The sequence below is a fragment of the Pectobacterium zantedeschiae genome, from assembly GCF_004137795.1.
Classification (GTDB): Bacteria; Pseudomonadota; Gammaproteobacteria; order Enterobacterales; family Enterobacteriaceae; genus Pectobacterium; species Pectobacterium zantedeschiae.
In genome coordinates this window covers 1844216-1870761 of the sequence record NZ_NWTM01000001.1, presented here as the reverse complement: position 1 = coordinate 1870761, position 26546 = coordinate 1844216, and the positions used below count along the sequence as shown (strand labels likewise).

The 26546-nt window shown below is 52.1% G+C and carries 21 protein-coding genes; 9 read left to right on the top strand and 12 right to left on the bottom strand.

From position 1 onward, the window contains the following. Nucleotides 1-11: 11 nt before the first annotated feature. From CLR69_RS08555 to CLR69_RS08545, 3 genes are read right to left on the bottom strand one after another with little or no spacing between them, the layout of a single operon-like run. A complete protein-coding gene (locus CLR69_RS08555) occupies nucleotides 12-878 on the bottom strand; it encodes an ABC transporter permease (protein ID WP_129703944.1) in 867 nt (288 codons plus the stop codon). Then, nucleotides 838-1704 (bottom strand): ABC transporter ATP-binding protein, encoded by an 867-nt coding sequence (locus CLR69_RS08550; protein ID WP_129713287.1) that lies wholly within the window; start codon nucleotides 1702-1704, stop codon nucleotides 838-840. The genes CLR69_RS08555 and CLR69_RS08550 overlap by 41 nt, the downstream gene beginning before the upstream one ends. A 57-nt stretch (nucleotides 1705-1761) precedes the next feature. Further along, entirely contained in the window at nucleotides 1762-2790 is a 1029-nt protein-coding gene (locus CLR69_RS08545; protein WP_129713383.1) for an ABC transporter substrate-binding protein, read from the bottom strand. 322 nt (nucleotides 2791-3112) lie between these two features. On the opposite strand from CLR69_RS08545, the gene CLR69_RS08540 reads away from it, so the two are divergent. The 6 genes from CLR69_RS08540 (at nucleotide 3113) to cuyB (ending at nucleotide 8557) form a co-directional block, all read left to right on the top strand. Continuing rightward, the gene (locus CLR69_RS08540; RefSeq protein WP_129713286.1) at nucleotides 3113-4135 is read left to right on the top strand and encodes a malate/lactate/ureidoglycolate dehydrogenase; all 1023 of its coding nucleotides are present in this window, start codon (nucleotides 3113-3115) and stop codon (nucleotides 4133-4135) included. Nucleotides 4136-4200: 65 nt separating this feature from the next. Continuing rightward, the gene (locus CLR69_RS08535; RefSeq protein WP_129713285.1) at nucleotides 4201-5229 is read left to right on the top strand and encodes a taurine ABC transporter substrate-binding protein; all 1029 of its coding nucleotides are present in this window, start codon (nucleotides 4201-4203) and stop codon (nucleotides 5227-5229) included. A gap of 6 nt (nucleotides 5230-5235) precedes the next feature. Further along, nucleotides 5236-6009 carry an ABC transporter permease gene (locus CLR69_RS08530; RefSeq protein ID WP_129713284.1) on the top strand — a complete coding sequence of 258 codons (774 nt, stop codon included), beginning with the start codon at nucleotides 5236-5238 and terminating at the stop codon, nucleotides 6007-6009. Continuing rightward, on the top strand, nucleotides 6006-6809 hold the full coding sequence (locus tag CLR69_RS08525; RefSeq protein WP_129713283.1) for an ABC transporter ATP-binding protein: 804 nt from the start codon (nucleotides 6006-6008) through the stop codon (nucleotides 6807-6809). The genes CLR69_RS08530 and CLR69_RS08525 overlap by 4 nt, the downstream gene beginning before the upstream one ends. A gap of 21 nt (nucleotides 6810-6830) precedes the next feature. Continuing rightward, complete coding sequence (cuyA, locus tag CLR69_RS08520) at nucleotides 6831-7844, top strand: D-cysteate sulfo-lyase (protein ID WP_129713282.1); 1014 nt, start codon at nucleotides 6831-6833, stop codon at nucleotides 7842-7844. Then, nucleotides 7841-8557 (top strand): cysteate racemase, encoded by a 717-nt coding sequence (gene cuyB / locus CLR69_RS08515; protein WP_129713281.1) that lies wholly within the window; start codon nucleotides 7841-7843, stop codon nucleotides 8555-8557. Before cuyA ends, cuyB begins: the two co-directional genes overlap by 4 nt. A 46-nt stretch (nucleotides 8558-8603) precedes the next feature. Here the strand turns inward: cuyB and CLR69_RS08510 are convergent, their stop codons facing one another. The 9 genes from CLR69_RS08510 to CLR69_RS08470 form a co-directional block, all read right to left on the bottom strand. Beyond that, nucleotides 8604-9944 (bottom strand): anaerobic C4-dicarboxylate transporter, encoded by a 1341-nt coding sequence (locus tag CLR69_RS08510; RefSeq protein ID WP_129703960.1) that lies wholly within the window; start codon nucleotides 9942-9944, stop codon nucleotides 8604-8606. Nucleotides 9945-11008: 1064 nt separating this feature from the next. After that, nucleotides 11009-12004 (bottom strand): sensor domain-containing diguanylate cyclase, encoded by a 996-nt coding sequence (locus CLR69_RS08505; RefSeq protein WP_129713280.1) that lies wholly within the window; start codon nucleotides 12002-12004, stop codon nucleotides 11009-11011. 356 nt (nucleotides 12005-12360) lie between these two features. Then, nucleotides 12361-13731, bottom strand: coding sequence for a TolC family outer membrane protein (locus tag CLR69_RS08500; protein WP_129713279.1), 1371 nt, complete (start codon nucleotides 13729-13731; stop codon nucleotides 12361-12363). 2 nt (nucleotides 13732-13733) lie between these two features. Further along, nucleotides 13734-15092: an HlyD family type I secretion periplasmic adaptor subunit gene (locus CLR69_RS08495; protein WP_129713278.1), complete on the bottom strand. Its 1359-nt coding sequence runs from the start codon at nucleotides 15090-15092 to the stop codon at nucleotides 13734-13736. Between the two features lie 64 nt (nucleotides 15093-15156). Beyond that, nucleotides 15157-17010, bottom strand: coding sequence for a type I secretion system permease/ATPase (locus CLR69_RS08490; protein ID WP_129713277.1), 1854 nt, complete (start codon nucleotides 17008-17010; stop codon nucleotides 15157-15159). A 257-nt stretch (nucleotides 17011-17267) separates the two neighbouring features. Beyond that, entirely contained in the window at nucleotides 17268-17855 is a 588-nt protein-coding gene (locus tag CLR69_RS08485) for a heme acquisition protein HasA (RefSeq protein ID WP_129703969.1), read from the bottom strand. A gap of 121 nt (nucleotides 17856-17976) precedes the next feature. Continuing rightward, nucleotides 17977-20676 carry a TonB-dependent receptor gene (locus CLR69_RS08480; protein WP_129713276.1) on the bottom strand — a complete coding sequence of 900 codons (2700 nt, stop codon included), beginning with the start codon at nucleotides 20674-20676 and terminating at the stop codon, nucleotides 17977-17979. A gap of 261 nt (nucleotides 20677-20937) precedes the next feature. After that, nucleotides 20938-21906, bottom strand: coding sequence for a FecR family protein (locus CLR69_RS08475; protein WP_129713275.1), 969 nt, complete (start codon nucleotides 21904-21906; stop codon nucleotides 20938-20940). A 99-nt stretch (nucleotides 21907-22005) separates the two neighbouring features. After that, nucleotides 22006-22515: an RNA polymerase sigma factor gene (locus CLR69_RS08470; RefSeq protein WP_129713274.1), complete on the bottom strand. Its 510-nt coding sequence runs from the start codon at nucleotides 22513-22515 to the stop codon at nucleotides 22006-22008. A gap of 265 nt (nucleotides 22516-22780) precedes the next feature. Here CLR69_RS08470 and CLR69_RS22865 point away from each other — a divergent pair, with 265 nt between their 5' ends. The 3 genes from CLR69_RS22865 to ygjG all read left to right on the top strand — a co-directional run bounded on the left by CLR69_RS22865 (nucleotide 22781) and on the right by ygjG (nucleotide 26223). Further along, nucleotides 22781-22942 carry a hypothetical protein gene (locus tag CLR69_RS22865; protein WP_165324946.1) on the top strand — a complete coding sequence of 54 codons (162 nt, stop codon included), beginning with the start codon at nucleotides 22781-22783 and terminating at the stop codon, nucleotides 22940-22942. A 120-nt stretch (nucleotides 22943-23062) separates the two neighbouring features. Further along, nucleotides 23063-24487: an aminobutyraldehyde dehydrogenase gene (gene patD / locus CLR69_RS08465; protein ID WP_129713273.1), complete on the top strand. Its 1425-nt coding sequence runs from the start codon at nucleotides 23063-23065 to the stop codon at nucleotides 24485-24487. A 329-nt stretch (nucleotides 24488-24816) separates the two neighbouring features. Further along, a complete protein-coding gene (gene ygjG, locus CLR69_RS08460) occupies nucleotides 24817-26223 on the top strand; it encodes a putrescine aminotransferase (protein ID WP_197730539.1) in 1407 nt (468 codons plus the stop codon). Nucleotides 26224-26546: the final 323 nt, after the last annotated feature.

The following is a 26546-nucleotide window of genomic DNA, read 5'->3' as shown; positions in this document are numbered from 1 at the left end:
CAGAATGACGTTTAGCGCTGCATTCCCCAGCGTTTCACCGTGACCTTTTCGATGGTGGAAAACACCAGTCCTTCAACCAGCAGCCCGATAAGGATGACGGAAGCCAACCCGGCGAAAACACGATCGGTGTAAAGTTCGTTGCGGTTCTGGAAGATGTACCAACCCAAACCGCCATTGCCGCTCGACGCACCGAATACCAGCTCAGCGGCGATCAGGGTGCGCCAGGCAAATGCCCAGCCGATTTTCAGGCCGGAGATAATCGACGGCAGCGCAGCAGGTATCAGGATCGCGCTAATGTAGCGAAAGCCGGTTAGCCCATAGTTGCGGCCCGCCATACGCAGCGTTTCCGAGACGCCGAGAAAACCGGAGTAGGTGTTCAGCGCCATCGGCCACATCACGGAGTGGACGAGCACGAACACCAGACTCTTTTCTCCCAACCCAAACCACAGCAGTGCTAACGGCAGTAACGCAATCGCAGGGAGCGGATTGAACATGGAGGTCAATGTGCCTAAGAGATCGCGCCCGAAACGGGTGGATACCGCCAACGCGCTGAGCGCCAGCGCGAGCAGGCTACCGATGATATAACCTTTCAGCAGTGTGCCGAGTGAAACCACCATCTTATGCGGCAGTTCGCCGCTGGCGATATCGTCACGAAATGCCTGGAATGTTTGCAGGAAACTGGGCAGCATCAGGTCGTTATTTTGCCAGCGAGCGCCTATTTCCCACAGTAATAGCAGCCCAGCCAATAGCACTAGCTTGCGAATCCAGGTCTGATTCCACAGACGGGTTACCAGCGGCAGAGGTTGGGCGAGGGTAAAATCTTTCAGCGGTGCCAGTTCACGCTGATACTCGGGCCGCACGGGGGGTTGGATGCTCATAAGTTTTACCTTGCGTGGATGTGACGGGTGACGGCGCGTCGACATCGGTTGGAAAAAGAAGATGATGAATGCGCTGTGCCGTGCTCTGAAAGGCTTCACTGCCCTGATCGTTTAGCGCGAACTGATGGCAGTTGATTTCCGCCCGCACGCGACCCGGATGCGGTGAGAGCAGCAAAATTCGGCTGCCGACGATCAGCGCCTCCTCAATCGAGTGGGTGACAAACAGCAGCGTGAAGTGCACCTCTTCCCACAGCGCCAACAATTCCTCCTGCATTTTGCGGCGTGTCAGTGCATCCAATGCGGCGAACGGCTCATCCATGAGCAGCACTTTCGGTTGCATAGTCAGCGCCCGCGCGATGGCGACACGTTGCTTCATCCCACCGGATAAGGTATGCGGATAGGCATCGGCAAACTTCGTCAGCCCGACCTTATCGAGAAAATAACGGGCGCGCTCTTCTGCTTCGGCTCGCGTTGCCTGACGGCTGGCAACCAGCGGAAACAACGTATTTTCCAGCACGGTTTTCCACGGCGGTAGCTGGTCAAATTCTTGAAAGACCATGATGCGATCGGGGCCCGGACGACTGACACGCTGTCCGTCCAGGCGAATTTCTCCGTCTACCGGAGACAAAAAGCCGCCGATAGACTTGAGCAAGCTGGACTTGCCGCAGCCGGAAGGCCCTAATAGCACAAACCGTTCGGCGGGAAAGACGTCAAAACTTACATCATGGGTGGCGCGTACCAGACTGCGCCGCGTGCGGTATTCCAGCCCGACGCCATCTACCTGCAACAGCGGTTGGCCGACAGCGTCGTGAGAGTGGTTTGTCATGCTTGTTCTCCTGCGTAGCGACAACGATGGTCGTCGAATAGACCTGACACTGGCCGTTTAGCTACCCGGTTGGTCATGGATTTCAGCAAAGAAATAATCCTTCCAGGAGGCGGCTTTGTTTTTCAACACGCCAAGCTGTTGCAGCTTTTCGGCATAAACGTAGGTACGCTCTGGGGTGATGGTAAAATCGATCTCGGGATCGGCAACGATGCGTTTCACCAGCTCAGGATCCAGTTTCGATTTCTCTACCCGAATATAGGTGTCGGCCGCTGCGGTTTTATCTGCCTTGATGATTTGTGAGGCCTCTTTCAGGGCTTCATAGAAGGCGCGGTAGGTTTTCGGATTCTCATCATGGAATTTCTGTGTGGTGTACAGCACGTTGAACGTCGCCTGACCGCCCAATACGTCATAAGAGCTCAGAATTTTGTGCACATTGGCATGCTCCAGTGCCTGATATTGGAAAGGCGGGCTGGAGAAGTGAGCATTAATTTCGGAACCACCCGCGATAAGTGCCGCGCTGGCATCGGGATGCGGCAGGCTGACGGAAATCTTATCAAAGCGCTTGAAATCTTCTGTGCCATAGAGCTTCGCGGTTTCAATTTGCAGCGTGCGTGACTGGAAGCCGACGCCTGCGGCAGGTACGGCGATGCGATCTTTATCGCTCAGGTCGCGGATGGATTTCACCGCCGGGTTATTGCTGAGTAAATAGTTGGGCATGGAACCGAGCGAAGCGATGGCTTTTACATTTTGGCGACCCTGCGTGCGATCCCATACGGTGAGCATCGGAGGAACACCCGCGGAGGCCACATCCAATGCGCCGGACAGCAGCGCTTCGTTAATCGCCGTCGCGCCAGAAAGCGTACGCCAGTCTACTTTGATATCCAGCCCTTGCTGCTTACCGTGCTTTTCTATCAGATTCTGGTCACGCACCACATCCAGAATCAGATAACCGATGCCAAACTGCTGTGCAATGCTAATGGTGCCCTCCGCATTGGCACCAAATGCCGTTAACGTCAGACCGATCATGGCGGCAAGGCGTGTAAAACGCGTTGATTTTTTCGCGGGTAGTGGTGGTGAGTGATTCATCATCGTTGTCTCATTATTAATAGTAATTACGAACGGCAATAAAGTAGATCAGAACCATTATTTAATATTTCAATAAATAACGTGTAGTAAATGATGTATTAAAGAAGGCATCGTAATTTTCTTGGTGCGTTGTTGATAAAGTGTTTTTTGGAATAAGTTAGAATAAATGTGATTTTAATTAGCGATGCATAAGGGAAAACAAGTAAATAACCGCCTTAGCTAAATATTAGCTATAGATAGTCTTATTTTTCAGTTATGGATAAAAATCTGCGCGTTATAGTGGCGACAATATTAATTATTATTGTGGTATGCCGAGAAAAATATGCCTGTTTTTACTCATCATTATTTACGTGATTATTTACGCGACCGACTGACAGAGAATGATGTGGACGCGTCAATTGCAGAAATTGTCGCGGACAACCTCGTCGAATCCAGTCTGAAAGGCCATGACTCTCACGGCGTGAGTATGCTGCCACGCTATATTGACGCGATTCGAGAAGGTGGGCTTTCGCCTCACGCACGTGCAGAAAAAACGCTGGATTTCGGCCCGTTAATTTCGTTTGACGGTCAGCAGGGCTTTGGTCAAGTGGTGGCAAAGCAGGCGCTGGCTGAAGGCATTGCGCGTGCGCAAACGCATGGTCTGGCGGTGGTTAGTCTGGCAAATGCTCACCATCTGGGGCGCATCGGCGCATGGGCGGAACAGGCCGCAGAGGTCGGATTGGTGTCGCTGCACTTTGCCAACGTGTATACCAAGCCGGTAGTGCTGCCGTGGCAGGGCCAGCAGGCGCGTTTCGGGACGAACCCGTTCTGTGCGGGTATTCCGGTTGAACATGACGATCCGGTGATTCTGGATTTTGCTACCAGCGTGATTGCGGGTAACAAAGCCCGTATCGCGTGGAATGAGGGCAAATCCGTTGCGCCTGGTTGCATCGTTGATAACGAAGGTAACCCGACGGTGGATCCACGTTGGCTGATGGAACAACCGTTGGGTGCACTGCTACCGTTCGGAGAACATAAAGGGTCGGGGCTGTCGCTGGTGTGTTCCCTGCTTGGCGCGGCGCTGACTGGCGGGAAAACCGAACGTACGGCGAAAGGTGAGGGTAAGCAGATTATTAACAGCATGCTCTCGATTTTAATCGATCCGCAAAAATTAGGCGGTGCGGCAACCTATCAGCAGGAAATTCCGGCCTTATTGGAATGGGTGCGGCAATCCCGCGATGATAACGAATTATTACTGCCGGGCGATAAAGAAAAACAAACCTATCGTCAGCGCTTGGATAACGGCATTTTTGTCGATGATGTTAGTTGGGGGCAATTATCTTATTTAAATAACAAAGTGGCCTAATGAATTAATTAATAATTTATTAACTTATTTAACTGGTTATTTATCGAATACCATAGGGAAAAATAATGAAAAAAATATTGAGTTCGGTCGGTGTCGGTGGCTTGTTATTAATTACAACATCCGTACTGGCAGCGGAAAATAACGCTCTTGAAAAGCATCCTGATGAGGTTCGTGTGGCCTACAGCGGTGGTTCACAAGTATTAGTCTTAGCCAAAGCCGACGGTTCACTGCAAAAAGCATTGGGTACGCCAGTAAAGTGGGTGCAGTTTGCTTCTGGTGCTGATGCGCTGAATTATTTCGCCAGTAATGCGATAGATATCGCCAACTTTGGTTCCAGCCCCGCGACAGCGGGCATTGTCAGAAAACTGCCCGTAGAGATCGTCGGCGTATCTGGTGTGATCGCCACGTATGAGCGCCTGATTGCCAAGTCTGGCATCGCCACATTGAAAGATATCGAAGGTAAACGCGTCGCCTATCCGCCAAATTCCACGGCGCAGTACGCGTTGGAAGCGGCAATCGCGGTGAATAAACTCGATCGCAGCAAGATTACCCTTATTCCGCTACGTCCGGCAGAGATGGTCGCCGCATGGAAGCGTGGCGATATTGATGCTGGCTACGTCTGGGCGCCATTCGCGCAGGAACTGGAAGCCTCCGCCGGACATGCGATTTTCGCGACTAAAGATCTGCAAAAAGATGGCTATCTGATTTACAACAACTATGTGGTCAGAAAGGCCTTTGCCCAGCAGTACCCAGAAACGGTGGCGAGCTTCCTGCGGGTACATCAACAGAAAGTGAATGAGTTCCGTCAGGATCCGGAAAAAGCGGCGGCGATTGTGGCAAAAGAGGTCGGCGCACCTGTTACGACGGCAACCAATACGCTGTCAGGGCTGGAATATCCGACGCTGGAGCAGCAGGCGACGGCACAGTGGCTAGGTGACGGTAACAACACCGATCGCAGCGGCATCGGTCAGGCGGTCGCAAAGACGGCGCATTTTCTGGAGAGTATCGGCGAAGTTCGCCAGCGTGATATTCCTGCATCGTTCGCTGACTCTATTAATTCCTCTTATCTGAAGCAGGCTGCGAAAGGGAATTAACGGGTCGTGAAAAGAACGTCTTATGTGTTATTGAGCATCACGTCCGTGGCGCTGGTGCTCGCGTTGTGGCAGTTGGCGGGAGCGAGGCAGTGGGTGGATCCACTGCTGCTACCGCCGCTGTCGGATATCATGCTGACCGCTGGGGAGCTAGCACAGGACGGCTATCGGCAAGTGTCGCTGTGGGAACATATTGCCGTCAGTGTCGCTCGGGCGCTTAGCGCCTTCAGTGTTGCCATTATTCTTGGCGTCCCGCTTGGCCTGCTGATGGGGTTATCGGCTCCGATTGCTGCCATTTTTAATCCTTTTGTGCAGTTTCTCCGGCCATTGCCTAAAATCGCACTGATCCCGCTGGCTGTGGTCTGGCTGGGAATCGGCGAAGCATCCAAATTTTTCCTGATCTTTATCGCGACTTTTCTTAGCGTCGTGGTCGGTGCCAGTGCCGCTGTTGAGCGCGTGGAACGTTCCCGTATCCGCGTCGCACAAACGCTTGGTGCCAGTCGCCGACAGATCTTTTTCCACGTTGTTTTGCCCGATACGCTGCCGGAGCTATTCACCACGGTGCGACTGGCTATCGGTATCGGCTGGACGTCCCTGATCGCGGCAGAAATGGTCGCTGCCACGTCGGGTATTGGCTGGATGGTAATGAACGCCAGCGCTTATCTGCGTACCGATATCGTCATGTTGGGCATTTTGTTATTAGGCGGCATTGGTTATGCGCTTGATCTGCTATTGATCGGTGCGCAGCGCGTCTTCGTACCATGGGCGGGGAAATCATCATGACAGAACGTTCTCAGCCTGATGCGCCACATATTGTCGTGGAACGCGTAAGCCTCACGTTTCCGTCACAAAGTGGCCCTCTGACGGTACTGGATGACGTTTCTCTCCAGATCGCTAAAGGTGAATTCGTGGTGCTGCTAGGCCCTTCAGGCTGCGGTAAATCAACCATTCTCAACATGATCGCCGGTTTTGAAGCTGCCGATAAGGGGCGCGTGCTGTGCGGTGATGAACCTGTTCGTCGTCCGGGGCCCTCGCGCGGCATGGTATTTCAGCAGGCCAATTTATTTCCCTGGCTCACCGTGCTGGAAAACGTGACGTTTGGACCACGGATGCAGGGCGCGAATAAAGCCCAGCTTCAGCGTGAAGCGGAAAACTATTTGGCGCTGGTCGGGCTGGAAGGATTCCAGCAGCACTATCCCTGGCAGCTCTCTGGCGGAATGAAACAGCGGGTGGCGCTGGCACGGGCCTGGTTGCCGAACCCCGAGGTGTTACTGATGGACGAACCATTCGGTGCGCTGGATGCACAAACTCGTTTGATGATGCAGGAGCTATTGCTATCTGCCTGGCAGAAAACGGGTACCACGCTGTTATTTGTCACGCATGACGTAGATGAAGCGCTGTTTTTAGCCGATCGGGTATTGGTGATGTCTGCGCGTCCCGGTCGTATTGCGGAGGTGATCCCGCTGCCGTTTGGCCGTGAAAGAGAAATTGAAACCCTGGCACAGCATCCTGACTACGCCGCATTGAAGCAGCGTATTTTACATCGCGTTCGTGAAGAAGCGCGTCGTCACCTCAATCTGTAATCTGAATTTCAGGAGAATATTATGCATCTTGCTCGCTTTCCCCGTTTGTCACTGGGCCATTTTCCTACGCCGCTGGAGGCATTGCCGAACCTGTCTGCCTATCTGGGCGGACCGACGATTTATATCAAACGTGACGATGCCACAGGGCTGGCGACCGGTGGGAATAAAACCCGCAAGCTGGAATTCCTGTTAGCCGATGCGCAGCAACAGGGCGCGAATGTCATCATCACGCAGGGGGCGACACAGTCTAATCATGTACGGCAAACCATTGCGGCGGCGGCAAAACTGGGGTTGAAAACCAAAGTGCTGCTGGAAAAGCGGGTTGAGGACTACGGTGAGGACTACCAGCGCTCCGGTAATGTGCTGCTGGATAACCTGCTGGGCGGTGAAATTATCGATCATCTTCCTGCGGGTACGGATATGCAGCAGGCGATGGAAACGCTGGCAGAATCGCTGCGTAAAGAAGGATTTAAGCCTTATGTCATTCCTGGCGGCGGCTCCAGTCCGGTAGGGGCGCTGGGTTATGTCGCCTGCGCGGAAGAACTGCTGTTCCAGTCTAGCCAGCAGCGCCTGCGCATCGATCATATTGTGCATGCGACGGGCAGCACGGGTACGCAGGCGGGATTGGTTACCGGGCTGGCGGCAACACACAGCCAGATTCCGCTGCTAGGCATCAGTGTCAGAGCGCCCAAAGCAAAGCAGGAAGAGAATGTTTATGCGTTAGCGCAGCGCATCTGGCAACTGCTGGGCATTTCGGGCGAACTGCCACGCAACGCTGTGCAGGTAAACAGCGACTATGTTGGTAAAGGATACGGTATTCCAACCGAGGGAACGCTGGAGGCGCTCAGGCTGTTGGCTCAGTTGGAAGGAATTTTGCTCGATCCGGTCTATTCAGGGAAAGGGATGGCGGGACTGATCGATTTGATCCGTCAGGGACATTTTCGCGCCGATGAAAACATTGTCTTTATTCATACCGGCGGTTCGGCGGGGCTGTTTGGCTACCGTCAACTGTTCGAACAAACGGCGGAACAATGAGCACACCGCTGATTGGTGTGCTGGGCGGCATGGGGCCGCTGGCAACGGTCGATCTACTGCATAAAATCGTTGAGGAAACGCCTGCCAGCCGCGATCAGGATCATGTGCCGGTGATTACCTGGAATGTGCCGCAGATTCCCGATCGTCAGCAGGCGCTGGCAGGAACCGGTGAATCGCCGTTGCCGACGCTATTACATGTTGTCCGGCAGCTTAATCGCTTATCGGTCAGCCATATTGTGGTGCCGTGCAATACGGCGCACCACTGGTTTGACGCACTGGCTGAGGCAAGCCATGCGCCGCTGGTACATATTGCCGATGCCACGCTGCATGCTATCACACAGCCTGCGGAGGCAAAGAAAGCACCGCAAAAAATCGGTCTGATCGCGACCCACGGGACGCTAAAGGCCGGATGGTATCAGCAGCGTTTTGCTGCACAGTTAGGTGCTGAAACGGTGGTGCCGGACGAGCAGGAAATGAAGACACTCTTCGTGCCGGGGTGCTATGCGGTAAAACGCGGTGAACTCCAGCACGGCGGGCGCTTGCTTGAACAACTTGCGGCACAGCTTGTGGAGCGAGGGGCTGAACGTTTGGTGCTGGCCTGTACTGAAGTTCCACCTGCGCTAGAAGCGGTGTCGTCACGCTGGAGGGATATCAGCATCGATCCGACGCGAGCCTTGGCACAGGCCTGCGTTCGCATCTGGCAGCAGAGATAAAAAAAGCCGTCCATTGCTGGACGGCTTTTAGGTATAGAGAACCGAATTACAGGAAGCCGTACATCGCGGCGAACACCCAACCAAAGATACAGGAGGTTGTTACGCCAATGAGTCCTGGCAAAATAAAGCTGTGGTTGATAACGAAACGGCCGATTTTGGTGGTACCGGAGCGGTCAAACTGGATAGCAGCCAGATCGCTTGGGTAGGTCGGCAGAATGTAGTAACCATAGCAGGCTGGTGCAGATGCCACGATATATGCCGGATCCACGCCGATGGCCAGCGCAACCGGGACAATCGCCGCCAGTGCCGCCGCCTGCGAGTTAACGAACTTGGACACGATCAGCAGGATAATTGCGTAAGCCCATGGATAGACTTTTACCAACGACCCGAGCGTGGCTTTGATTTCTTCCAGATGCGCGCCGAACATGGTTTCCGCCATCCAGGCGATACCGTATACCGCGACGATGGCAATCATCCCTGAACGGAACACTTCATTCTTCGAGATTGATGATGGATTGGTTTTGGTCGCAATAATAATGATGGCGCCAGAAAGCAGCATAAACATCTGAATGACCAGCACCATCGACAGCGGCTTGCCAGCGAAAACTGGGCGCAGCTCTTCAACAGCACCGAGAATGGCTACCGCAGCGATCGTTGCCAGAAATATCCACATCGCGATCCAGTTGCTGCGTGGCAGTTTTCTGTCCAGTAGCGTAGCAGTATCGCCATACACGTACTGTTTGTTTTCTGGATCAGCGATGAATTTCTGGAAATCAGCATCCTTGTCCAGATCCTTACCACGGAACCAGCTGAAAATCCCTATCGCCAGAATACCCAGCAGGGTAGAGGGGATGGTAATAGACAGCAGATCGAGGAATCCCAGATGTTTACCCTGGAAGGTAAAATTAGCCAGCATGGCAACCAGTGAGACAACCGCCACGGAAACCGGGCTGGCAATAATCCCCATCTGTGCGCCGATTGAGCTGGCAGCCATTGGCCTTTCAGGACGAATATTATTCTTGATGGCGACATCATAAATAATGGGCAGTATGGTATACACCACGTGGCCTGTCCCACACAGAATAGTCAAAATACAGGTAACAAACGGCGCGATAATCGAAACGTATTTCGGGTTACGTCGCAGCATACGCTCCGCGAGTTGTAGCATGACATCCAGCCCGCCCGATGCCTGAAGCGTTGCCGATGCGGCTACCACAGCAATGATAACCAGCATGACGTCAACGGGCGGTTTACCCGGTTGCAGTTTAAAGATAAAGACCAGAATAACAAGTCCGACCCCGCCTAATAAACCCAGCGCGATCCCGCCTTTTCTTGCCCCATAAAAAAGGCAGATAAGGACAATGACTAATTGAATGATGAATTCCATAGTAGCCCCATTGCATTGCTTTATACCCGTCATACTTCAAGCTGCTTGTGCGTTGGCTGCCTTTACTCACCTCAGTCACTTACCTGAGTAAGCTCCTGAGGATTCGCTCAGTTGCCGCGTTACAAGGCTCATAAATGGGCCTTGCCCTAAAGGGCCAACGCTTTGCGTTGTTCAAAACGCTAACGTTTTGTCACACGCCTGAATTATTTAGGGTAATAAGATGAACTAATTAGTTAGAATTAAAATAAGTGAGTTTTTACTGCGGGTACTATATGGACGGGTTGTTATTTGTTTTCTTGATCTAAATCTATTAATTTTTATCTTTGTCCTATTTCCTGAAAATAAAAGATCTCGCTCGCAATAATCATCTTTTTGTGGTTTCTTTACTTTTTTAAGTATGACTTTAGTTTATTAATGATTAAGGGGGGCGTAAAGCATTACGGTTGTTAATGATTGATGGAGTGTTTTTAAAATTAATTAAATTCTTGTTCTTGTTTTGTTGTAGTTTGTGTTGCTTTATTTCTTGTTTTCGTTAACGGTCACCAAAAAAAATCATATCTTAATGCCAGCTAACCTACCTCTAATGGGGTATTTTCTCATATTTCCTTGTTTTTAAATGATTAGTTTAAAAATGAAATAATGAATCCCTTTTTGGTAATGAAGTCAACGCCAGACTAGGATGGGATTGTTTAAAAATAAAAATAGCGGCTACGTCATCGCTATTCACCTCAGGAATATAGCTAACTTATTTTCTGCTATGTTTGCATTAGATGCGAAGGGAGAGGACTCGTTATAGTGTTATTAGTTATTAATAGAAAATTTCTATAAATTTTTTAGAATATCTGAATGCCAATATTTTTTTCAAGGCTGAATATCGACCATATCAGCATGTAGTGATCAACTAAGATTTGTCACCGGTTTGGCGTTTTCCTGAACCGGTTGCTTGTATAGTGGCTACCTTGGCATAAACAGAAGATTAACATGCTACTCGTGTTTAACGCAGGGACAGCCATGAGTTTGTCATGGGACCACTATGGTGCAGTGGGTATACTTGCTTGTGTTTTTCAGCGAGAAAGCATGTTTTTTCCATTTAATTTTGCCTGATACAGCGCCAGATCACCGCGATGTAGAAAATCAATTGGCCTTTCGTCTTTGCGCCACTGGACGACCCCATAGCTAAGTGTCAGTTGGTGATCGTCAATGGGTGGCATACGGCTCATCGCTTGCTGTATCGCTATTGATGTTTGCCATGCCTCCTCTATTGAGGTTGATGGCAGTACAATAACGAATTCATCTCCCCCCCAACGAGCCAGACAGTCCTGTTCACGCAAACAACCCTGAATGCATGAAACGACGTTAATCAATGCCGCATCGCCTCGGATATGCCCATGCTTATCATTTATCAACTTGAAATCATCGACATCAATGAAAATCAAGGATAAGGAATGGCGAAAGCGAGCGGCTCGCTCTACTTGTTGCTCAAGGATTCTGTCCAGAGCGTAGCGGTTGGCGGTTTGCGTTAACGCATCGTGCTCTGCTAGTTCTCTATTTTTATCCAATTGTTTCTGCAACAGCTGATTTACTTTGGATAACTCTAAAGTGCGTTCTTCTATGAGTTCTTCCAGAGAATGATTTTTCCACTCCAGGGCGAACATCAACTGCTTAGCTGCATCAATATTGGTTTGCACCCCCAGCATTCGAGCCACTGAATTATCATCATTACGCACGATAATATGGGCACGATCTTCTATCCAGATATATTGGTCATTCTTGGAACGGCACCGGTATTCAATTCGGTATGGCTCATGCTGATTAATACACGATTCAAAATGAGCCATCACACGGGCATAGTCATCTGGATGGATAAGTTCTTCCCAGGTTTTAACCGTATTGGGAAGTGAGTTGAGAGGGTAGCCAAGCATTGTGTACCACCCTGGACTACGGTAGACATAGCCTGTATTCGCATCCCAGTCCCAAACACCATCACTAATCAATTCCAGCAAGGTTCGTACTTGTTGTTTACTCAACGGCAAATTTTTCGGGAGGGGGTCTGCACTCATCGATACAACCTCTAACTACACTGGCTAGGATAATCATGTAGGCATTATGTTACTCACTGTCGATAAATCGCAATCACAAACGCATACGCCAATACAGAGGTGTTGCTGGATGCGTTAAGCGTATCGATATATGAGCTAACGGCCTGCTTCAAAAGACAGTATGAGTCGACGTGGAGAAGGTCATGACAACGCCGTTGCAGAAAGTGTTTCCCCGCTTTTAACGCGTGAGAAGGTACAGAAAAAGATCTATGGAGCGCGAGAAGAATCCACCGCGGTATTGGCATACGTCGACGGAGCCGATAAATGGATATGAATAGCCGTATTCTGAACATTTCAGAAGTGTCTATAAACGTCATCTAGCTATGCACGAAATAGGTCGCTAACTGACGCAGCGTCTGCTCATCCAGCGTGCCAGCGTAGTAACGCAACTGTAGCCAGGCTGTTAGCCAGGTATAGCGAGCCTCAGTCAGATCGCGCCGTGCACCGTAAAGCTGTTGTTCGGCACTCAGCACGTCAAGGTTCACGCGTTCCCCACCCTGAACGCTCTTTTGGGTTGCAGTGACCAACGCCAGTGCCGATTTTTCCGCCAGTTCATAGGCGCGGATTTTCGCCTGACTGCTGGTGACCAAATTAAACTGGCGGCGTAATTCCGTCTGAATGGTTGCCGTCTGTTCATCTTTTTCCCGCGCGGCTTGCTGATAGCGCTCCTTTGCCTGACGCGTCGCCGCCGATACGCCACCACCAGCAAAAATCGGCACGCTGACGCGGATGCCAATCGAGCGCGTATCATATTTCTGGTTGTAGCTGTTTTCGGTATCTGACTGGGTGTTGCGGGTGCTGGCGACCAGTGTGACCTGCGGCAGGTGGCCTGCCCGGTTACGTTCAATGCTGTATTTCGCCACGGCCAGCGATTGATTCAGCGCCAGTAGTTGAGCGTTGTGATGTAACGCCAGTGATTGCCAGTGCTGATAGCCAGCAGGCTGAAGCGGCAGTGGTGTGAAGCGCGGGGTCAGCGCCGCAAGCTGCTCTACGCCAATTGGCATACCCAGCAACGTTTCCAGTTCGCGTAGGCTGATATCCAGATTGTCCTGTGCTTCGATGAGCTGTGCCTCAGTCAGATTGACCCGCGCCTCGGTTTCCAGCATATCGGTGCGGGTGCCTTCTCCCTGCTGGAAGAGGCGTTGATTCAACTGATATTGCTCACGATAAGCACGTTGCTGTGCCTGAACCAGCGTAATCTGCTCACGGCTAAATAGCACGTTGGTGTAGGCCTGAAATAGGCGTACCAGCAACTGCTGGCTGGCATCGCGCAGTTGTTCGTCTGCCAACACCGCACTAGCTTCACCTTGCTGATAGCGCGACCACGCCGCGTAGTCGATCAGCGGCTGTTGCAGGGAAAAACTGGAAGCGCGACTAGTGTAATCCCGCTCCGATTGTTGGCCACCTGTGGTGACCGTAGAATCGTTGCGGGACTGGTTATAGTCATAGGTGACTTTCGGCAGTAGTCCTGCGCGCCCGATGTTCTTCTCTTCGCTGTCGGCGTTACGTGCATGCACGGCAGCCTGGAAAGTTGGATCGTGTGTCAGCGCATGCTGCCAGGCTTCCATTAGCCCCATAGCCTGACTCGGTGCGCTGTATATTAGCGCGAGGAAGAAGGGGGCGGCATAAATGGGTACGGCATAGCAGGAGCGGAGCGCCGCGCGGTAAGCAGATGAAAGGCGCAGCATGGTTATTCCTCGGTCAACGCCAGATGCAGGCGATCGGAAAGTGGTTTGAACAGGTAGTTGAGCAGAGAGCGCTCACCGGTACGAATAAAGGCTTCTACTGGCATGCCGGGGCGAACGTCCAGCCCAGCGAGCTGCTGTTTACCTTGTTCATCGACGTGAATACGCAAGGCGTAATAAGGTTTTCCTGTCTGTTGCTCGACTAACTGGTCGGCACCGATGAGTGCGACAACGCCGGAAATACGCGGTGTAGTGCTTTGATTGAAAGCAGAAAACAGCAGCTCGACCGGTAGTCCGTTATTGACTCGGTCCACCAGCTCGATAGGCAGTTGTGCGTCAATTAATAACGGCTGCCCATCGGGAACGATCTCCATCAGCATCTGCCCGCTATTCACTACGCCGCCTTCGGTGTGCAGCGCCAACCCGACTACCGTTCCGCTAGCGGGAGCGCGAATGTGCGTGTGCTGAAGCTCATACTCCGCCGTTTTCAACCGCTGGGTGAGATCCTGAATGGAACGCTGTGTATCGGCGAGCTGGGCGCGCACGTCTTTTTGGTATTCGTTCTGGCTTTGCTGGATCTTTTGTTCCAGCTCGACAACCTGCTGCTGGAGTTGCACCTGATTATTGCGTTCCTGCGCAATCGCGCCTGCTAGCTGAGCGGCCTGTCGCTCGACGTCCAGCAGGCGATTACGGGCGATATAGCCTTCTTGCGCCAATGGGCGCAGCCCGCGTAACTGTTCATTGACGATCTGGAACTGTGTTTGACTGCTGGAAAGCAACGCCTGTGAACCTTGCGACTGGGCTTTTGCCCCGATGATGGCGGCTTGCATGGCGGCGCGCTCCTGTTGCAGCGCCGCACGACGGCTGATGAAGAGCTGCTGCTGGGCAATTTGAATTTGCTGTGTGACGGTGTTGTATTGATCTGTGGCGGCAGGGAAAAGGATCGTGTTCAGATCGTCGCGTTCCGCCAGCAGGCGTGCTTCACCTGCATGTGCTTCCTGCAATTGAGTGGCCAAATTATCGCGCTGTGCCTGAGCGGGCGTTTGATCCAGCGTGGCAAGGATTTGCCCGACCTGCACACGATCGCCGTCTCGCACGGCAAGCGAGGCGATGCGTCCGCTGCTGACGGGCTGTACTGCTTTACGGTTATCCGCGACGACGACCCGGCCGGACACCGCGACGCCTTTATCCAACGGTGCCATGCCAGCCCAGAGTAGCAGGCCACCAAAGCCAGCCAGAACTAGCCAAAGACCGTGCTTTAAATAGCGTCCGGCATCAGTATGTAACGGCATCGCGGCTACGTTATCCTCTACCGGATGCTGGGGGACTGTCGGCTGTGATGGGACTTTGCGTAACGCGGACATGGTTATCCTCTTCTTTCCATGATGCTTTCCTGACGACAGGTGTTCGTTGCCAATGTGCTGAGCCTTATTTATCCGGTGCGACACGGCGAGACGTCGGTGCGCTGTACACCATGCTAAGACCCGTTGAACCGGGCTCTTTTGGGCTAAACGCATTCGCGGCGTCAACCGCCTTAACGGGTTTGGTACTGACGGGTTTAGCCATCGGGTTGGTCATAGAGGCATTAGCGGGCTTGGCACGCTGTAGTTCTTTCAGCACCTGCTCTGTCGCGCCGAAATACTGGATCTGTCCGGCGCGTAGAACCAACAGTTTGTTTGCGCAGGACAGCAGGGCGGGTTTATGCGTGATCAGCACCTGTGTGCTTTGGGCTTCCTGCTGCGCGGCAATCGCTGCCAATAAGGCTTTCTCGCCGTCGTCATCCAGACTGGCATTCGGTTCATCCATCACGATCAGGCGTGGCTGGTTATAAATGGCTCTGGCGAGGGCGACGCGCTGCTTCTGGCCACCGGACAGCCCGGCACCGCCTTCACCCAGCAGTGTATCGTAGCCTTGTGGTAACCGTAGAATCATCTCGTGGACGCCTGCCGTGATGGCGGCGGCGACGATCTTCTCGGGATCTGGTTGAGTGAAGCGTGCGATATTTTCGGCAATCGTTCCGCTGAAAAGCTGCACATCCTGTGGCAAGTATCCGACGAAACGTCCTAAGTCACCTTTGTCCCATTGGTGCATGTCGGCACCGTCCAGCCTGACTTTGCCACCGAGTGCAGGCATGGCGGCAACTAGCAGGCGGGCGAGGGTGGATTTACCTGAACCAGAAGGGCCTAAGACGCCGAGTATATCGCCGGGAGCCAGTTCAAATGTGATGTTGGCGAGTATCGGAGTGCGGGTGTTGGGCGCGTTGGCGCTGAGCTGTTCCACCTGAAGTTTACCTTCTGGCGCAGGCAATGCCATGCCAGCAGGTCGAGCGGGGTGATTATCGAGCAGGATATTAAGACGTTGCCAGGCGAGACGCGCCTGCATCCACTGTTTCCAGACGCCAATGATCTGATCGATCGGGCTGAGTACGCGACCTACCAGAATGGAGCCCGCAATCATCATTCCGGGTGTGATATCGCCGTTGACGGCCAGCAGCGCGCCCAGGCCTAGCATCAGCGACTGAAGTGCCAGCCGAGTGCTCTTCGTCAGTGAGGTAATGTTGGCGCTCTTTTCGCTGGCAACATTCTGATAATAGAGAAAGGCTTTATGCTGCGTCAGCCAACGTTCGCGCATGGCGGGCAGCATCCCCATTGCTTCGATAGCATCGGCGTTGCGCAGGTTGGCATTGGCTTGTTGAGTCGCCTGAACGGTGTTTTGTGCGGCTAATGCCAAGGGTTCGCGCGTAAGTTTTTGATTCAGCCAGGCCAGTACAATCAGCACGATCGCCCCCGCCAGCGCCATGACGCCAAGCCAGGGATGAAGTAAGAAGATGACTAAGAGATAAACCGGAAACCACGGGGCATCAAAGAAGGCGAACAGTGCATTCCCAGTGGCAAACTGACGCAGGGCGGTAAGATCGTTTAAGGCTTGTCCGGCACCCGCAGTTCCGTTTTTGAGGTTACTTTCAAATGCCGCATTGTAGACACGCTGATTCAAACGCATATCCATCTGTGTACCGAGACGGATGACTACGGCGCTGCGTATCCATTCCAATAATCCCATCAATAAAAATAGAACCAGCATCATGATCGTCAGCATCGCTAGCGTCATCGTACTGCTGGACGGCAGTACGCGGTCATAGACCTGAAGCATATAAATGGCTGGAGCCAGCATCAGCAGGTTGATGACGGCGCTGAACAGGCCAATACCCCAGAACCCCTGACGATAGGCGGCCAGCGCGTCAATAATCTCCCTGCCTGATGAAGCTGGATAAGATGCGGGCATGGGATGTTCCTTCTTCAATAAAATCGCCATCGTTCTCACTGTGGTGTGCCCACACGCAGAAGAGGGAGGAAGTGGTTAGCCGTACCGCTATTGACGCGGTTTGCCAACGGTTATTACACTCAATAGACCGCCGCGGTGCCGTGCCCGCCATACTTCACGCTGCATCCCTGCAACGCGAATTATTTAGGGTATTACTCTCTCCGTACCGCGACGGTGTTCACTCAAACGGCTAAAAGCGTCATCTTTTAGCCGTTTTCTTATGCCGCCAGCAGATCGGCCGTTTCGGCGACGCCGACCACGTCAACCACGGTATCGGCAGAAAGTGCCGCATCGGAAGTCGCTGTTGCGAAGCTCAGACTATCCAGGCTGGCGTTAATATCGATACCCGCGTTAGCCAACGCATCCAGCAGTGGCTGCACCTGGCCGCTCATCAGGCCGTAAACCACTTCGTGTACCACACCCTCACGGCCACTATCCACGATGCTAGAGAGATCCAGACCACTAAAGGTGACTTGGGGTTCTTGAATCGCGTATTCGGTGCTGGTGCCACCGCTCAGGCCGTCACCAAAGGTTAGTGTGTCCAGTTGGCCGTACAGAACGTGGTTAGAGAATTGATATGTCAGGTTGCCTTCGGCAACGAAGGCAGAGGTGTCGTTATTTGGGCTGACCAGAGCATATTGTGTCCCGTTATTCCAGGAGGTGCCACCGTAGAAACCCCCAGAGTTGCTGTCGGTGACATTATTGTTGGTATGGTTTGCATCGCCGAATAAAGAGGACCACTCGGTCAGATACTGGGAGATAGAATAACTGGAAAACTCGGTGTCATACTGAATACTTAAACTCATGTTTTATTCCTCATTAATACTCTATCTGATGAACGGAGGTGTTTTACCCCCCCCTCTGTCGAACCGCTCATCGAAATGACTCGCGGCTGATTCACTCGCAGACAATTCCTGCGAAGAATGCTTAAAAGCGATATTCAATTCCACCTTGGATGGTTCTTCCTCTCCCCAGCGTGTATGAAATTGAATCGCCATAACTAACGATGTATGCGCGATTAGTAACGTTTTCTATCGCTCCACTGACCTTTAAATTATTCGTTACTTGATAGCTGGCATAGAGATCGAATAGGGTATATTTCGGCCAGTCGGCGACATAGAAATTGCCAGTACCTCCTGCTTGATTTACCGCCGAGCGATCCTGATAGCCGCGGTTGTAGCGGATTACTGCTCCAGCATCTAATTTACGATCAAACGCTCTTGTGCCAATAGTGAGACTTCCCCGATCGCTTGGCATATAGGATGACGAGCTAAAAACGGTGCCGTAGTTGCATTGGACGTAGTTGTTAACTTGATCATAGGGGGTGGCGTAGTAATTATTTCGTCCACCCTCGCGGATGACAACGCCGCCAAGCCAAGCTGGGTTTGAACAAAAATCATTTTGACCAATCATGCGGGTGTAGGTCAGATCGGCATAAAACCGACCCGTGTCGTAATTCAATTGATATTCAATGCCGCGGAAACGCGTTTTTACCAGATTATTGACATAGGCAGCGTTACCAGAACCTGCCCCAGTGTAGACACCCGGTTTAATTCGCCCGATTTCCATATTGATATAATTGCTTATCTTGGTATCAAAATATGACACCTTTCCAACCAGACGATCGGATTCTGTGAACAACTCGCTTGCCGTAACATTGAACCCTGTTTCCCACGCTGTGGATCGTTCTGGTTCCAGATAGGGATTGGGATATTGTGTTGATGATGAGTGCGCGCTGCCAGTGGTCAAGGTTTCCGTGATGGCGGGGGGACGCCATGACTTGCCATAATTACTGAACAATTCCAACCAGTTTATTCCCGGCTTAATCGCTATCGCGGCGGTAGGGGAAAACTTTCCGGTTTCGCTATCCACCTTCCAGAGGTGAGTATTCTTGACGGTTGAACAAAGCGTTAGACGATTTGCTGTGCAGGGGGCGTCCACTGTATATGGGAACTCGGTGATCTCCATTCCCGTGGTGCCACGCAGACGATAGCGGTCATAACGTAGGCCGCCTTCTAGTGTTAGGAAATCATCATAGCCGTAGGTCAGGTTGGCGAACAGACTAGCCAGAGAGCGATTACCATCAGGCGTAACGCCTGCCATCGATTCGCGCGTGGATTCACTGTTGGCCTTGTCGTAGAAAACGTCAATACCGTAGTTGGCGCTTAGCGTATGCTGGGCGGGTAAACTAAAGCGTGAGGTATTCTGTGCCTGTATGCCGTAAGTTCGCATGCGGCTGCGCGTCCAATAACTATTATTGATGCTGCTGCTGGTACTGTAGGTATCTGATTCATCCGTTGTGTCGACATAGTAGAGTTTTGCGCTAAAATCGATCCAGTCGAGATCGTCTGGGTTCAAGTGATAATCCAGTGCGCTGCTGCGTGACATGATGTTGCTAAATCCACTTTTTTTCCAACCCAGTTCGGGAAACGTGGTATTCGTCAACATACTGGGATTGGGCGAGTCTGTCTGGGTCTGCAAGTAACTTAACTGGATGCGTTGATTGGCGGGAAGGTTCCAACCTACTTTAGCCAGACGAGATCGCATCGTGTGGCCTGAGTCAGTGACTTTGCCATGTTTCAGTGATTCGCTGGCGCGAAGTGTGTTTTCGTCGCTTCCCGATGCGGTACGAATATCGCCAATTTTGCCTTTGTTTCCAGGCCAGTAGTCGCCCAGATGGCGCTCGCTGGCACCGACCAGAATGTCACCGCTTTCGTTACCTAGCGCGAGAACGCCACTGCCAATAAAATGCGTTCCGTTATCGCCGGTACTGGCATGCAGCTTCCCACCTAATTCTTTGCCCGGGGCTAGAAAGTCACTGGCGCTGACGGTGTTAAATGTCGCGATGCCACCAAATGCGCCAGCACCGCCCATGCCGCTTGTGGCACCTTTCACAATCGTGGCTCCAGAGAGTAATTCTGAATCGATATACATCTGGCCGTTGCGCTGTCCGTGACCGCTTTTTTGGAAGTTTTGCCGCATACCGTCAATGTTCATATTGACGCGGCCATAATCCTGTATGCCGCGAATGTTGACTGACAGAGCGGGGTCCTGCTGGCTGACGCTAGAGTAGACGCCAGCAGATTGTTCCAGCATATCGGCAGCGTGACGAGCAGGGCGGTTATCCATCTGCTCGCGTGAAATGATGCTGATGGCACGCGGCTGTTCGTAGATCCAGTCTCCCGGGTTGGCGACAGTAAATGCGCGAACGGTCATCACATCGTCTATTTTCACCGTATCGACGTTAGCTGAACGAGGGCGCAGAGTGATAACGCCGTTGTTGCCAATCTGAAAATCGACCGGATTGGTACCGATCAACTGGCGTAGTCCTTGCTCGGGAGTGAAACGTCCTTGAAGTGCGGCGGCCTGCATATTTTCCAGTTTTACGTCAGCAAAAAAGACCTGTAACCCCGCTTGTTCGGCGAAGCGTAGCAGTGCGCTACTTAAGGGTTGTGAACTGATGGAAAAGGCGGTGTTCTGGCGAGCGGCCTCCTGAACGTTGGTGGCCTGTGTCTCTGCTTGCGCATAGTGGAACGAACCCGGCAGCGAAAGCGCGATGCCGACGGCAAGAGAAAGTGGATTAAGTTGTAACAAACGGCTGTCTTGCTGTTGTGTTTTTTTAAACATTTTTCGCCTGGTCTGTCATCCGTTAAATCATCAATAAGCATTAATAAACAAAGGGATAATCAACCCTATTTTTCTTAATGAAAATGATAATAAAAATCATTACCTAAATATGAAGACGGCTGAGATGAAAGAACCCGTAAAAAAATATTTAAATTTTTTTCTCCAATGCGTTGCAGCCTTGTGAACGTAAGGGCGGTTTATGACAGATTGCCACTCCTGAGCAGTATTGCAGGAGTGGGAAAGGCAGGTGTCAGAAGGGGGTCAGTACAGAATCGTGACGCCGGGGAGTGAAACCGTTTTAGCACCCAATTCGGTGGTCATGGTTTGCAGCGCGCTATCCAGCTCGTTCAGCGAAAACATGCCACTAACCTGACGCTGGCGCAGCGCAGAGTTGGAGATGACGATAGTGCCGGATCGATACTGATTGATACGGGCGATCACAATAGCCAGTGGCTGTTGATCAAATATCAACAGGCCGCGCCGCCAGTCGCCGCGCTCGCGACTATTCCAGCCAGGGAGGCGTGTCATACCTTGTTCGGTATAGCGTGCCGCCTGTTGCTCATCAAGCCGCAGCGCTTGCCCGTTTGCCGTTACCTGAACGCTGTGTTCCACTACGCCGACGGTCGTTGTCTGCGATGCATTTTGCACAATGAACTGTGTACCCAACGCCTGTGTGGTGCCGGATGCGGCATCAACCAGAAAAGGGCGTTTTTCCTGTGCATTCGTCGGTGCGACAGTGAACCAGGCCGAACCTTGCAGCAGGGTGACTCGCCGTTCTTGCGGCGTGTAGGCTAGGGCAATGGCGCTGCCTGCATCCATATCAACCTGGCTGCCGTCGGGTAGTGTGACGTGTTTGACCTGGTGATCTGCATGATAATCCGAGCGTAGCATGATGATACCATCGGAAATCCACGTTGTGCCGAGACCGAAACCTAGCAGCAATAGGGCTGCAATTTTCCACTGGGTCACGCGATTGACGCGTCTGACAGGCAATATGGCTAACTGCTGTGGTTGCAGCCCCTGTTTTTGTAGAACTTGCTGTTGCTCGGCGTTGAGCGACCCAAGTTCATGCCAGAGCATCCCTGCCTGTTCTAACGCGTGGTGATGGCGCGGATCCTGTGCCAGCCAGCGCTGGAATGTCAGTTCCTGTACATCGTCCAGCGGCGCTTCGGCCAAACAGATGGCCCATCGTGCTGCCTGCTGATGAATCTCAGGAGGATAATCGTTCATGTTGTAGGCCTGGAGTATGTAGGGTCTCTAAATAAGTAGACGTCTGACGGCAATAAACCCGTAAATAATTTGTGATTATTTCATGACGGGCGATTCTCTTCATGAGGAGCGGATCGTCATCATGGCGTGCAGGGTCATGGCAAGATGTTTCTCGACAGTACTGAGGGAAACATCTAACTGATGAGCAATTTGCGCCTGCGTCATGTGTTCAAATCGGTGCAGATGAAATATTTGCTGTGTACGTTCAGGCAATGTCGCCAGTACGTTTGCCAAACGCTCCAGCTCCTGTTGGGCCATCGCCGCCTGATCGAGTTGGGGAGCAACATCCGGCAGGTATTCCAGTGTTGCATCCACATCGTCAACACACGTCGCCATCTGCCAACGTTGTTGGTGGCGGATATGGTCGAGCAGCAAATTATTGGCTGTCTTATAGAGATATGCTTTCTTGTCGTCTACATCATCCTGTTGTTCCAGCCGTTGCGCCAACCGTAAAAAACTCTCTTGCACCAGATCTGCCGCTGCCTGAGGGTCGCGCAGTTTATGATTGAGATAGCGTTCTAACCGCTCTGCATAGTGGTTGAACAGCATTCTGAGTTCAGACTCTGACATGCCAACGTCCCGTCAGGTGACCTTCCCGCCGCCTTTGCGGCAACAGACACCCTTTCCCTTGTCACGGCGCTATCCAGAGAGCAGCGCGGTACTGTCCGTTGACGTCGGTGGGGTAAGGCCCTGAATAATAAATATGATGTAATTGATAATTATTATCACATATGACGAATCGGAAAGCAGAGTTAAATCTTCTTCAGATTGGCGGATTTTCGCCGTCGACTACACTTATCTTGGTTGCCGTATTATTTGATTAAGAGGAATGACGATGACGACGAAGGACGATCCCAAAGAGGTGACGGTCAGCGAAGGGCTGGCAAAGGTGCATGAGGCGTCAGATCAATTGACGGAAGAAGAGATTGAAGCGCTTGCAGAGGAAGCCAGACAGGCCGCGACGCAGACGAAGAAAGCGTCGGGTAATACGCCCTGATGTGATACGACCTGTTGCATAACGGATTGACTATCAAACATAACGTGGCAGGTTTTTTGCACAGACATTTTGCAGATAGTGATGAAAAACACGATCGTTTTCTCTCTGTAAGGAAAATGTATGCATGACAAATTACTGATAGAAGGCAAGCTGGTCGCGGGAAACGGCGAGGCATTGCCGGTATTTAACCCCGCAACGGGGGAAAAAATTGCCGTGATTGCGCAGGCCGATCTGCACCAGGTTGATGCAGCCGTTCTGGCTGCGGAGTCCGCTTTTGCACACTGGGGACAGACCACGCCGAAAACGCGAGCGACGCTGCTGTTAAGGATTGCCGACGCCATCGAGGAAAATGCCGAGGCGTTTGCCGAACTTGAATCACTGAACTGCGGTAAGCCTTATCATGCGGCGCTGAATGATGAAGTGCCTGCGGTGGCGGATGTCTTTCGCTTTTTTGCCGGGGCGGCGCGCTGCCTGAGTGGGTCGGCAGCAGGAGAATATCTGGAAGGGCACACCTCCATGATACGGCGCGATCCGGTTGGCGTGGTGGCGTCCATCGCTCCGTGGAATTATCCGCTGATGATGGCGTCGTGGAAGCTGGCACCTGCGCTGGCCGCAGGAAACTGCGTGGTGCTGAAACCAGCGGAGCAAACCCCGCTGACAACATTCTATCTGGCGCACCTGCTGGCAGAGATACTCCCTGCTGGCGTGGTAAATATCGTGTTCGGGCGTGGTGCAGACATCGGTGATGCGCTGACAGGACATGAGAAAGTCAATATGGTGTCGCTGACCGGTTCGATTGCGACCGGCGCGCATATCCTTTCGCATACCGCCGCGAGCGTAAAACGCACGCATATGGAACTGGGCGGTAAAGCGCCAGTGATCGTATTCGACGATGCTGATATCGACCAGGTGGTTGATGGAATTCGCAGCTTTGGTTTCTATAACGCCGGGCAAGACTGTACCGCCGCCTGTCGGCTGTATGTGCAGCGTGCCATCTACGATGAGGTCGTGGAGGCATTAGGAAACGCCGTGGCGACCCTGAAAATGGGCGATCCACACGATGAAACGACCGAGCTGGGGCCGTTGATTACCGAGCCACAGCTTGAACGCGTGATTGGCTTTGTCGAACGCGCCAAAGCGCTGCCGCACATCACAGTCGTGACTGGTGGCGAGCGAGTGAAAGGGCAGGGATTCTACTTCCAGCCTACGGTGTTGGCGGGGGCAAAACAGGACGATGAAATCGTCCAGAAAGAAGTATTTGGTCCGGTGATATCCATCACTCCGTTCGACGATGAAGCGCAGGTGATTGGCTGGGCGAATGCCTCTCACTATGGGCTGGCTTCTTCGGTCTGGACGCGTGATATCGGGCGGGCGCACCGCCTGGCTGCGTGCCTTCAGTACGGATGTACCTGGGTAAACACCCACTTCATGCTGGTTAGCGAAATGCCGCACGGCGGGCAGAAGTTGTCCGGCTACGGTAAGGATATGTCGATGTATGGGCTGGAAGATTACACCATCGTGCGGCATATCATGATCCGACACTGAGGCTATTCACTCTGCCGCAGGAATCCTGTTTGTCCTGAAAGATAAATGGGGTAATGAGATAGCGAGTTTGTCCAACCTTGGCGCGCCCCAAGAGAGGGCGCGCTGGGCAAAAGCAGGGCAGCACGAGATGCGTTGATTACCTTCATACTGGCATCTACTCTGCCATTTGGTTATTAATTTCAAATCTTCGTATTTAGTTCAAATCATCTGCTGGATTTTTGGTTTAGATCGCGTTTTTATATTTTATTCTGATTTGGGGCAGGCGACTGGCGTGTTATGTGCATTAATTAAATTGGCATCACGTGATGTCCGTTTTCAAGGAGCGCATTTTGTCCAGATCAAACGCCCACCTTAACCCGCTAGAGTGTACTCAGCAGGCACTGCATTGGATTCATAGTGACACGCTATCCCACGATGACATGGCGGCACTGAATCGGGAAGTTTTGAGTTGTTTTCGTGAATACGTCAACCCGGGTTTTCTGGAGTACAGAAAATCTGTCACTACCGGCGGCGATTACGGTGCAGTCGAATGGCGCGCCAGCGGCCCGAATACGCTGATTGATACCCAAGGGAATGAATATCTGGACTGCCTGGGCGGTTACGGCATTTTTAACGTTGGGCATCGTAACCCTAATGTGATTGCCGCCGTTGAGAGCCAGCTTGCCAGACAACCGCTGCACAGTCAGGAACTGCTCGACCCGCTACGGGGACTGTTGGCAAAAACGCTGGCGGCGTTGACGCCGGGTAATCTGAAATACAGCTTCTTCTGCAATAGCGGAACGGAATCGGTTGAAGCTGCCCTGAAATTGGCTAAGGCTTACCAATCACCTCGCGGTAAATATACCTTTATCGCTGCGACTGGGGCGTTCCATGGGAAGTCGCTAGGAGCGCTTTCCGCCACCGCCAAACCTGCATTTCGTCGTCCTTTCATGCCGTTATTACCTGGCTTCCATCATGTTGCTTTTGGCGACATCAGCGCCATGCGTAAGCAGGTTCAGCAATGCCAGAAGACTGGTGATGATGTCGCGGCCATTATCCTTGAACCCATTCAGGGGGAAGGCGGCGTGATTGTGCCACCGGAAAATTACTTGCCTGCTGTCAGAGCATTATGCGATGAGGTTGGAGCATTGCTGATTCTGGATGAGGTACAAACTGGCATGGGGCGCACGGGCAAGATGTTCGCCTGTGAGCATTACGGCGTACAGCCTGACATTCTGTGTCTGGCGAAAGCGTTGGGCGGTGGTGTGATGCCGATTGGTGCAACGGTGGCAACGGAAGCCGTATTCTCCGTGTTGTTTGAAAATCCGTTCCTGCACACTACGACATTCGGCGGCAACCCTCTGGCCTGCGCGGCAGCGCTGGCGACGGTCAATGAACTGCTGACGAAAAATCTGCCAGAACAGGCAGCAATTCAAGGGGCGTTTTTGTTACAGGGCTTACAGCAACTGGCGGCCGAGTATCCTCAACTGATTATTGAAGCACGGGGAATGGGGCTGTTACAGGCTATCGAGTTCAGGAAAAACGAGATCGGGTATGCTTTCGCGAAAGAACTGTTCCAGCGTAATGTTCTGGTTGCGGGTACCCTGAATAATGCCAAATCAGTCAGGATTGAGCCACCGCTTACCATCACGCGCGAGCAATGTGCCCGGGTATTGAAGGAAGCGAAGGACGTGCTAAAAAAGCTCAATGGCACGATGCCTGACGAAAATAAAATGAAGGAATATGCGGTAGAGTGAAAAACGAGACGGAAACACGCAGCACCCGATTACCCTTATCCCGAAAGCCAGTCAGCCCTCACTGACTGGCTTTTTTTTATGTTACTGGCATTAAGTACTCTGCCTTTATGTTTAAAATCTAATTAATTCAGCAACGTTACGCTATATCGATCGCCCCACAACGTCATGATTTTGGCGTTATCGTGACGCATTCTTAACTATTAGCTTTCTAATTTATAAATTCGATTTAATGAACAAAGATCAGGCTTTTTTTATGATAGAAAAAATCGATCGAATAAAGGGAATTGAACGGTTTAATGATCGTTATTTTCGATCGATCTTCG

Coding starts and splice junctions, on each gene's coding strand:
- CLR69_RS08545 (WP_129713383.1), bottom strand. CDS start 2,790: ATGAATCACTCACCACCACTACCCGCGAAAAAATCAACGCGTTTTACA.
- CLR69_RS08480 (WP_129713276.1), bottom strand. CDS start 20,676: ATGTTTAAAAAAACACAACAGCAAGACAGCCGTTTGTTACAACTTAAT.
- CLR69_RS08540 (WP_129713286.1), top strand. CDS start 3,113: ATGCCTGTTTTTACTCATCATTATTTACGTGATTATTTACGCGACCGA.
- CLR69_RS08505 (WP_129713280.1), bottom strand. CDS start 12,004: ATGAGTGCAGACCCCCTCCCGAAAAATTTGCCGTTGAGTAAACAACAA.
- CLR69_RS08495 (WP_129713278.1), bottom strand. CDS start 15,092: ATGTCCGCGTTACGCAAAGTCCCATCACAGCCGACAGTCCCCCAGCAT.
- CLR69_RS08470 (WP_129713274.1), bottom strand. CDS start 22,515: ATGTCAGAGTCTGAACTCAGAATGCTGTTCAACCACTATGCAGAGCGG.
- CLR69_RS08550 (WP_129713287.1), bottom strand. CDS start 1,704: ATGACAAACCACTCTCACGACGCTGTCGGCCAACCGCTGTTGCAGGTA.
- cuyB (WP_129713281.1), top strand. CDS start 7,841: ATGAGCACACCGCTGATTGGTGTGCTGGGCGGCATGGGGCCGCTGGCA.
- CLR69_RS08475 (WP_129713275.1), bottom strand. CDS start 21,906: ATGAACGATTATCCTCCTGAGATTCATCAGCAGGCAGCACGATGGGCC.
- CLR69_RS08525 (WP_129713283.1), top strand. CDS start 6,006: ATGACAGAACGTTCTCAGCCTGATGCGCCACATATTGTCGTGGAACGC.
- CLR69_RS08500 (WP_129713279.1), bottom strand. CDS start 13,731: ATGCTGCGCCTTTCATCTGCTTACCGCGCGGCGCTCCGCTCCTGCTAT.
- CLR69_RS08555 (WP_129703944.1), bottom strand. CDS start 878: ATGAGCATCCAACCCCCCGTGCGGCCCGAGTATCAGCGTGAACTGGCA.
- patD (WP_129713273.1), top strand. CDS start 23,063: ATGCATGACAAATTACTGATAGAAGGCAAGCTGGTCGCGGGAAACGGC.
- CLR69_RS08485 (WP_129703969.1), bottom strand. CDS start 17,855: ATGAGTTTAAGTATTCAGTATGACACCGAGTTTTCCAGTTATTCTATC.
- CLR69_RS22865 (WP_165324946.1), top strand. CDS start 22,781: ATGACGACGAAGGACGATCCCAAAGAGGTGACGGTCAGCGAAGGGCTG.
- CLR69_RS08510 (WP_129703960.1), bottom strand. CDS start 9,944: ATGGAATTCATCATTCAATTAGTCATTGTCCTTATCTGCCTTTTTTAT.
- CLR69_RS08535 (WP_129713285.1), top strand. CDS start 4,201: ATGAAAAAAATATTGAGTTCGGTCGGTGTCGGTGGCTTGTTATTAATT.
- cuyA (WP_129713282.1), top strand. CDS start 6,831: ATGCATCTTGCTCGCTTTCCCCGTTTGTCACTGGGCCATTTTCCTACG.
- CLR69_RS08490 (WP_129713277.1), bottom strand. CDS start 17,010: ATGCCCGCATCTTATCCAGCTTCATCAGGCAGGGAGATTATTGACGCG.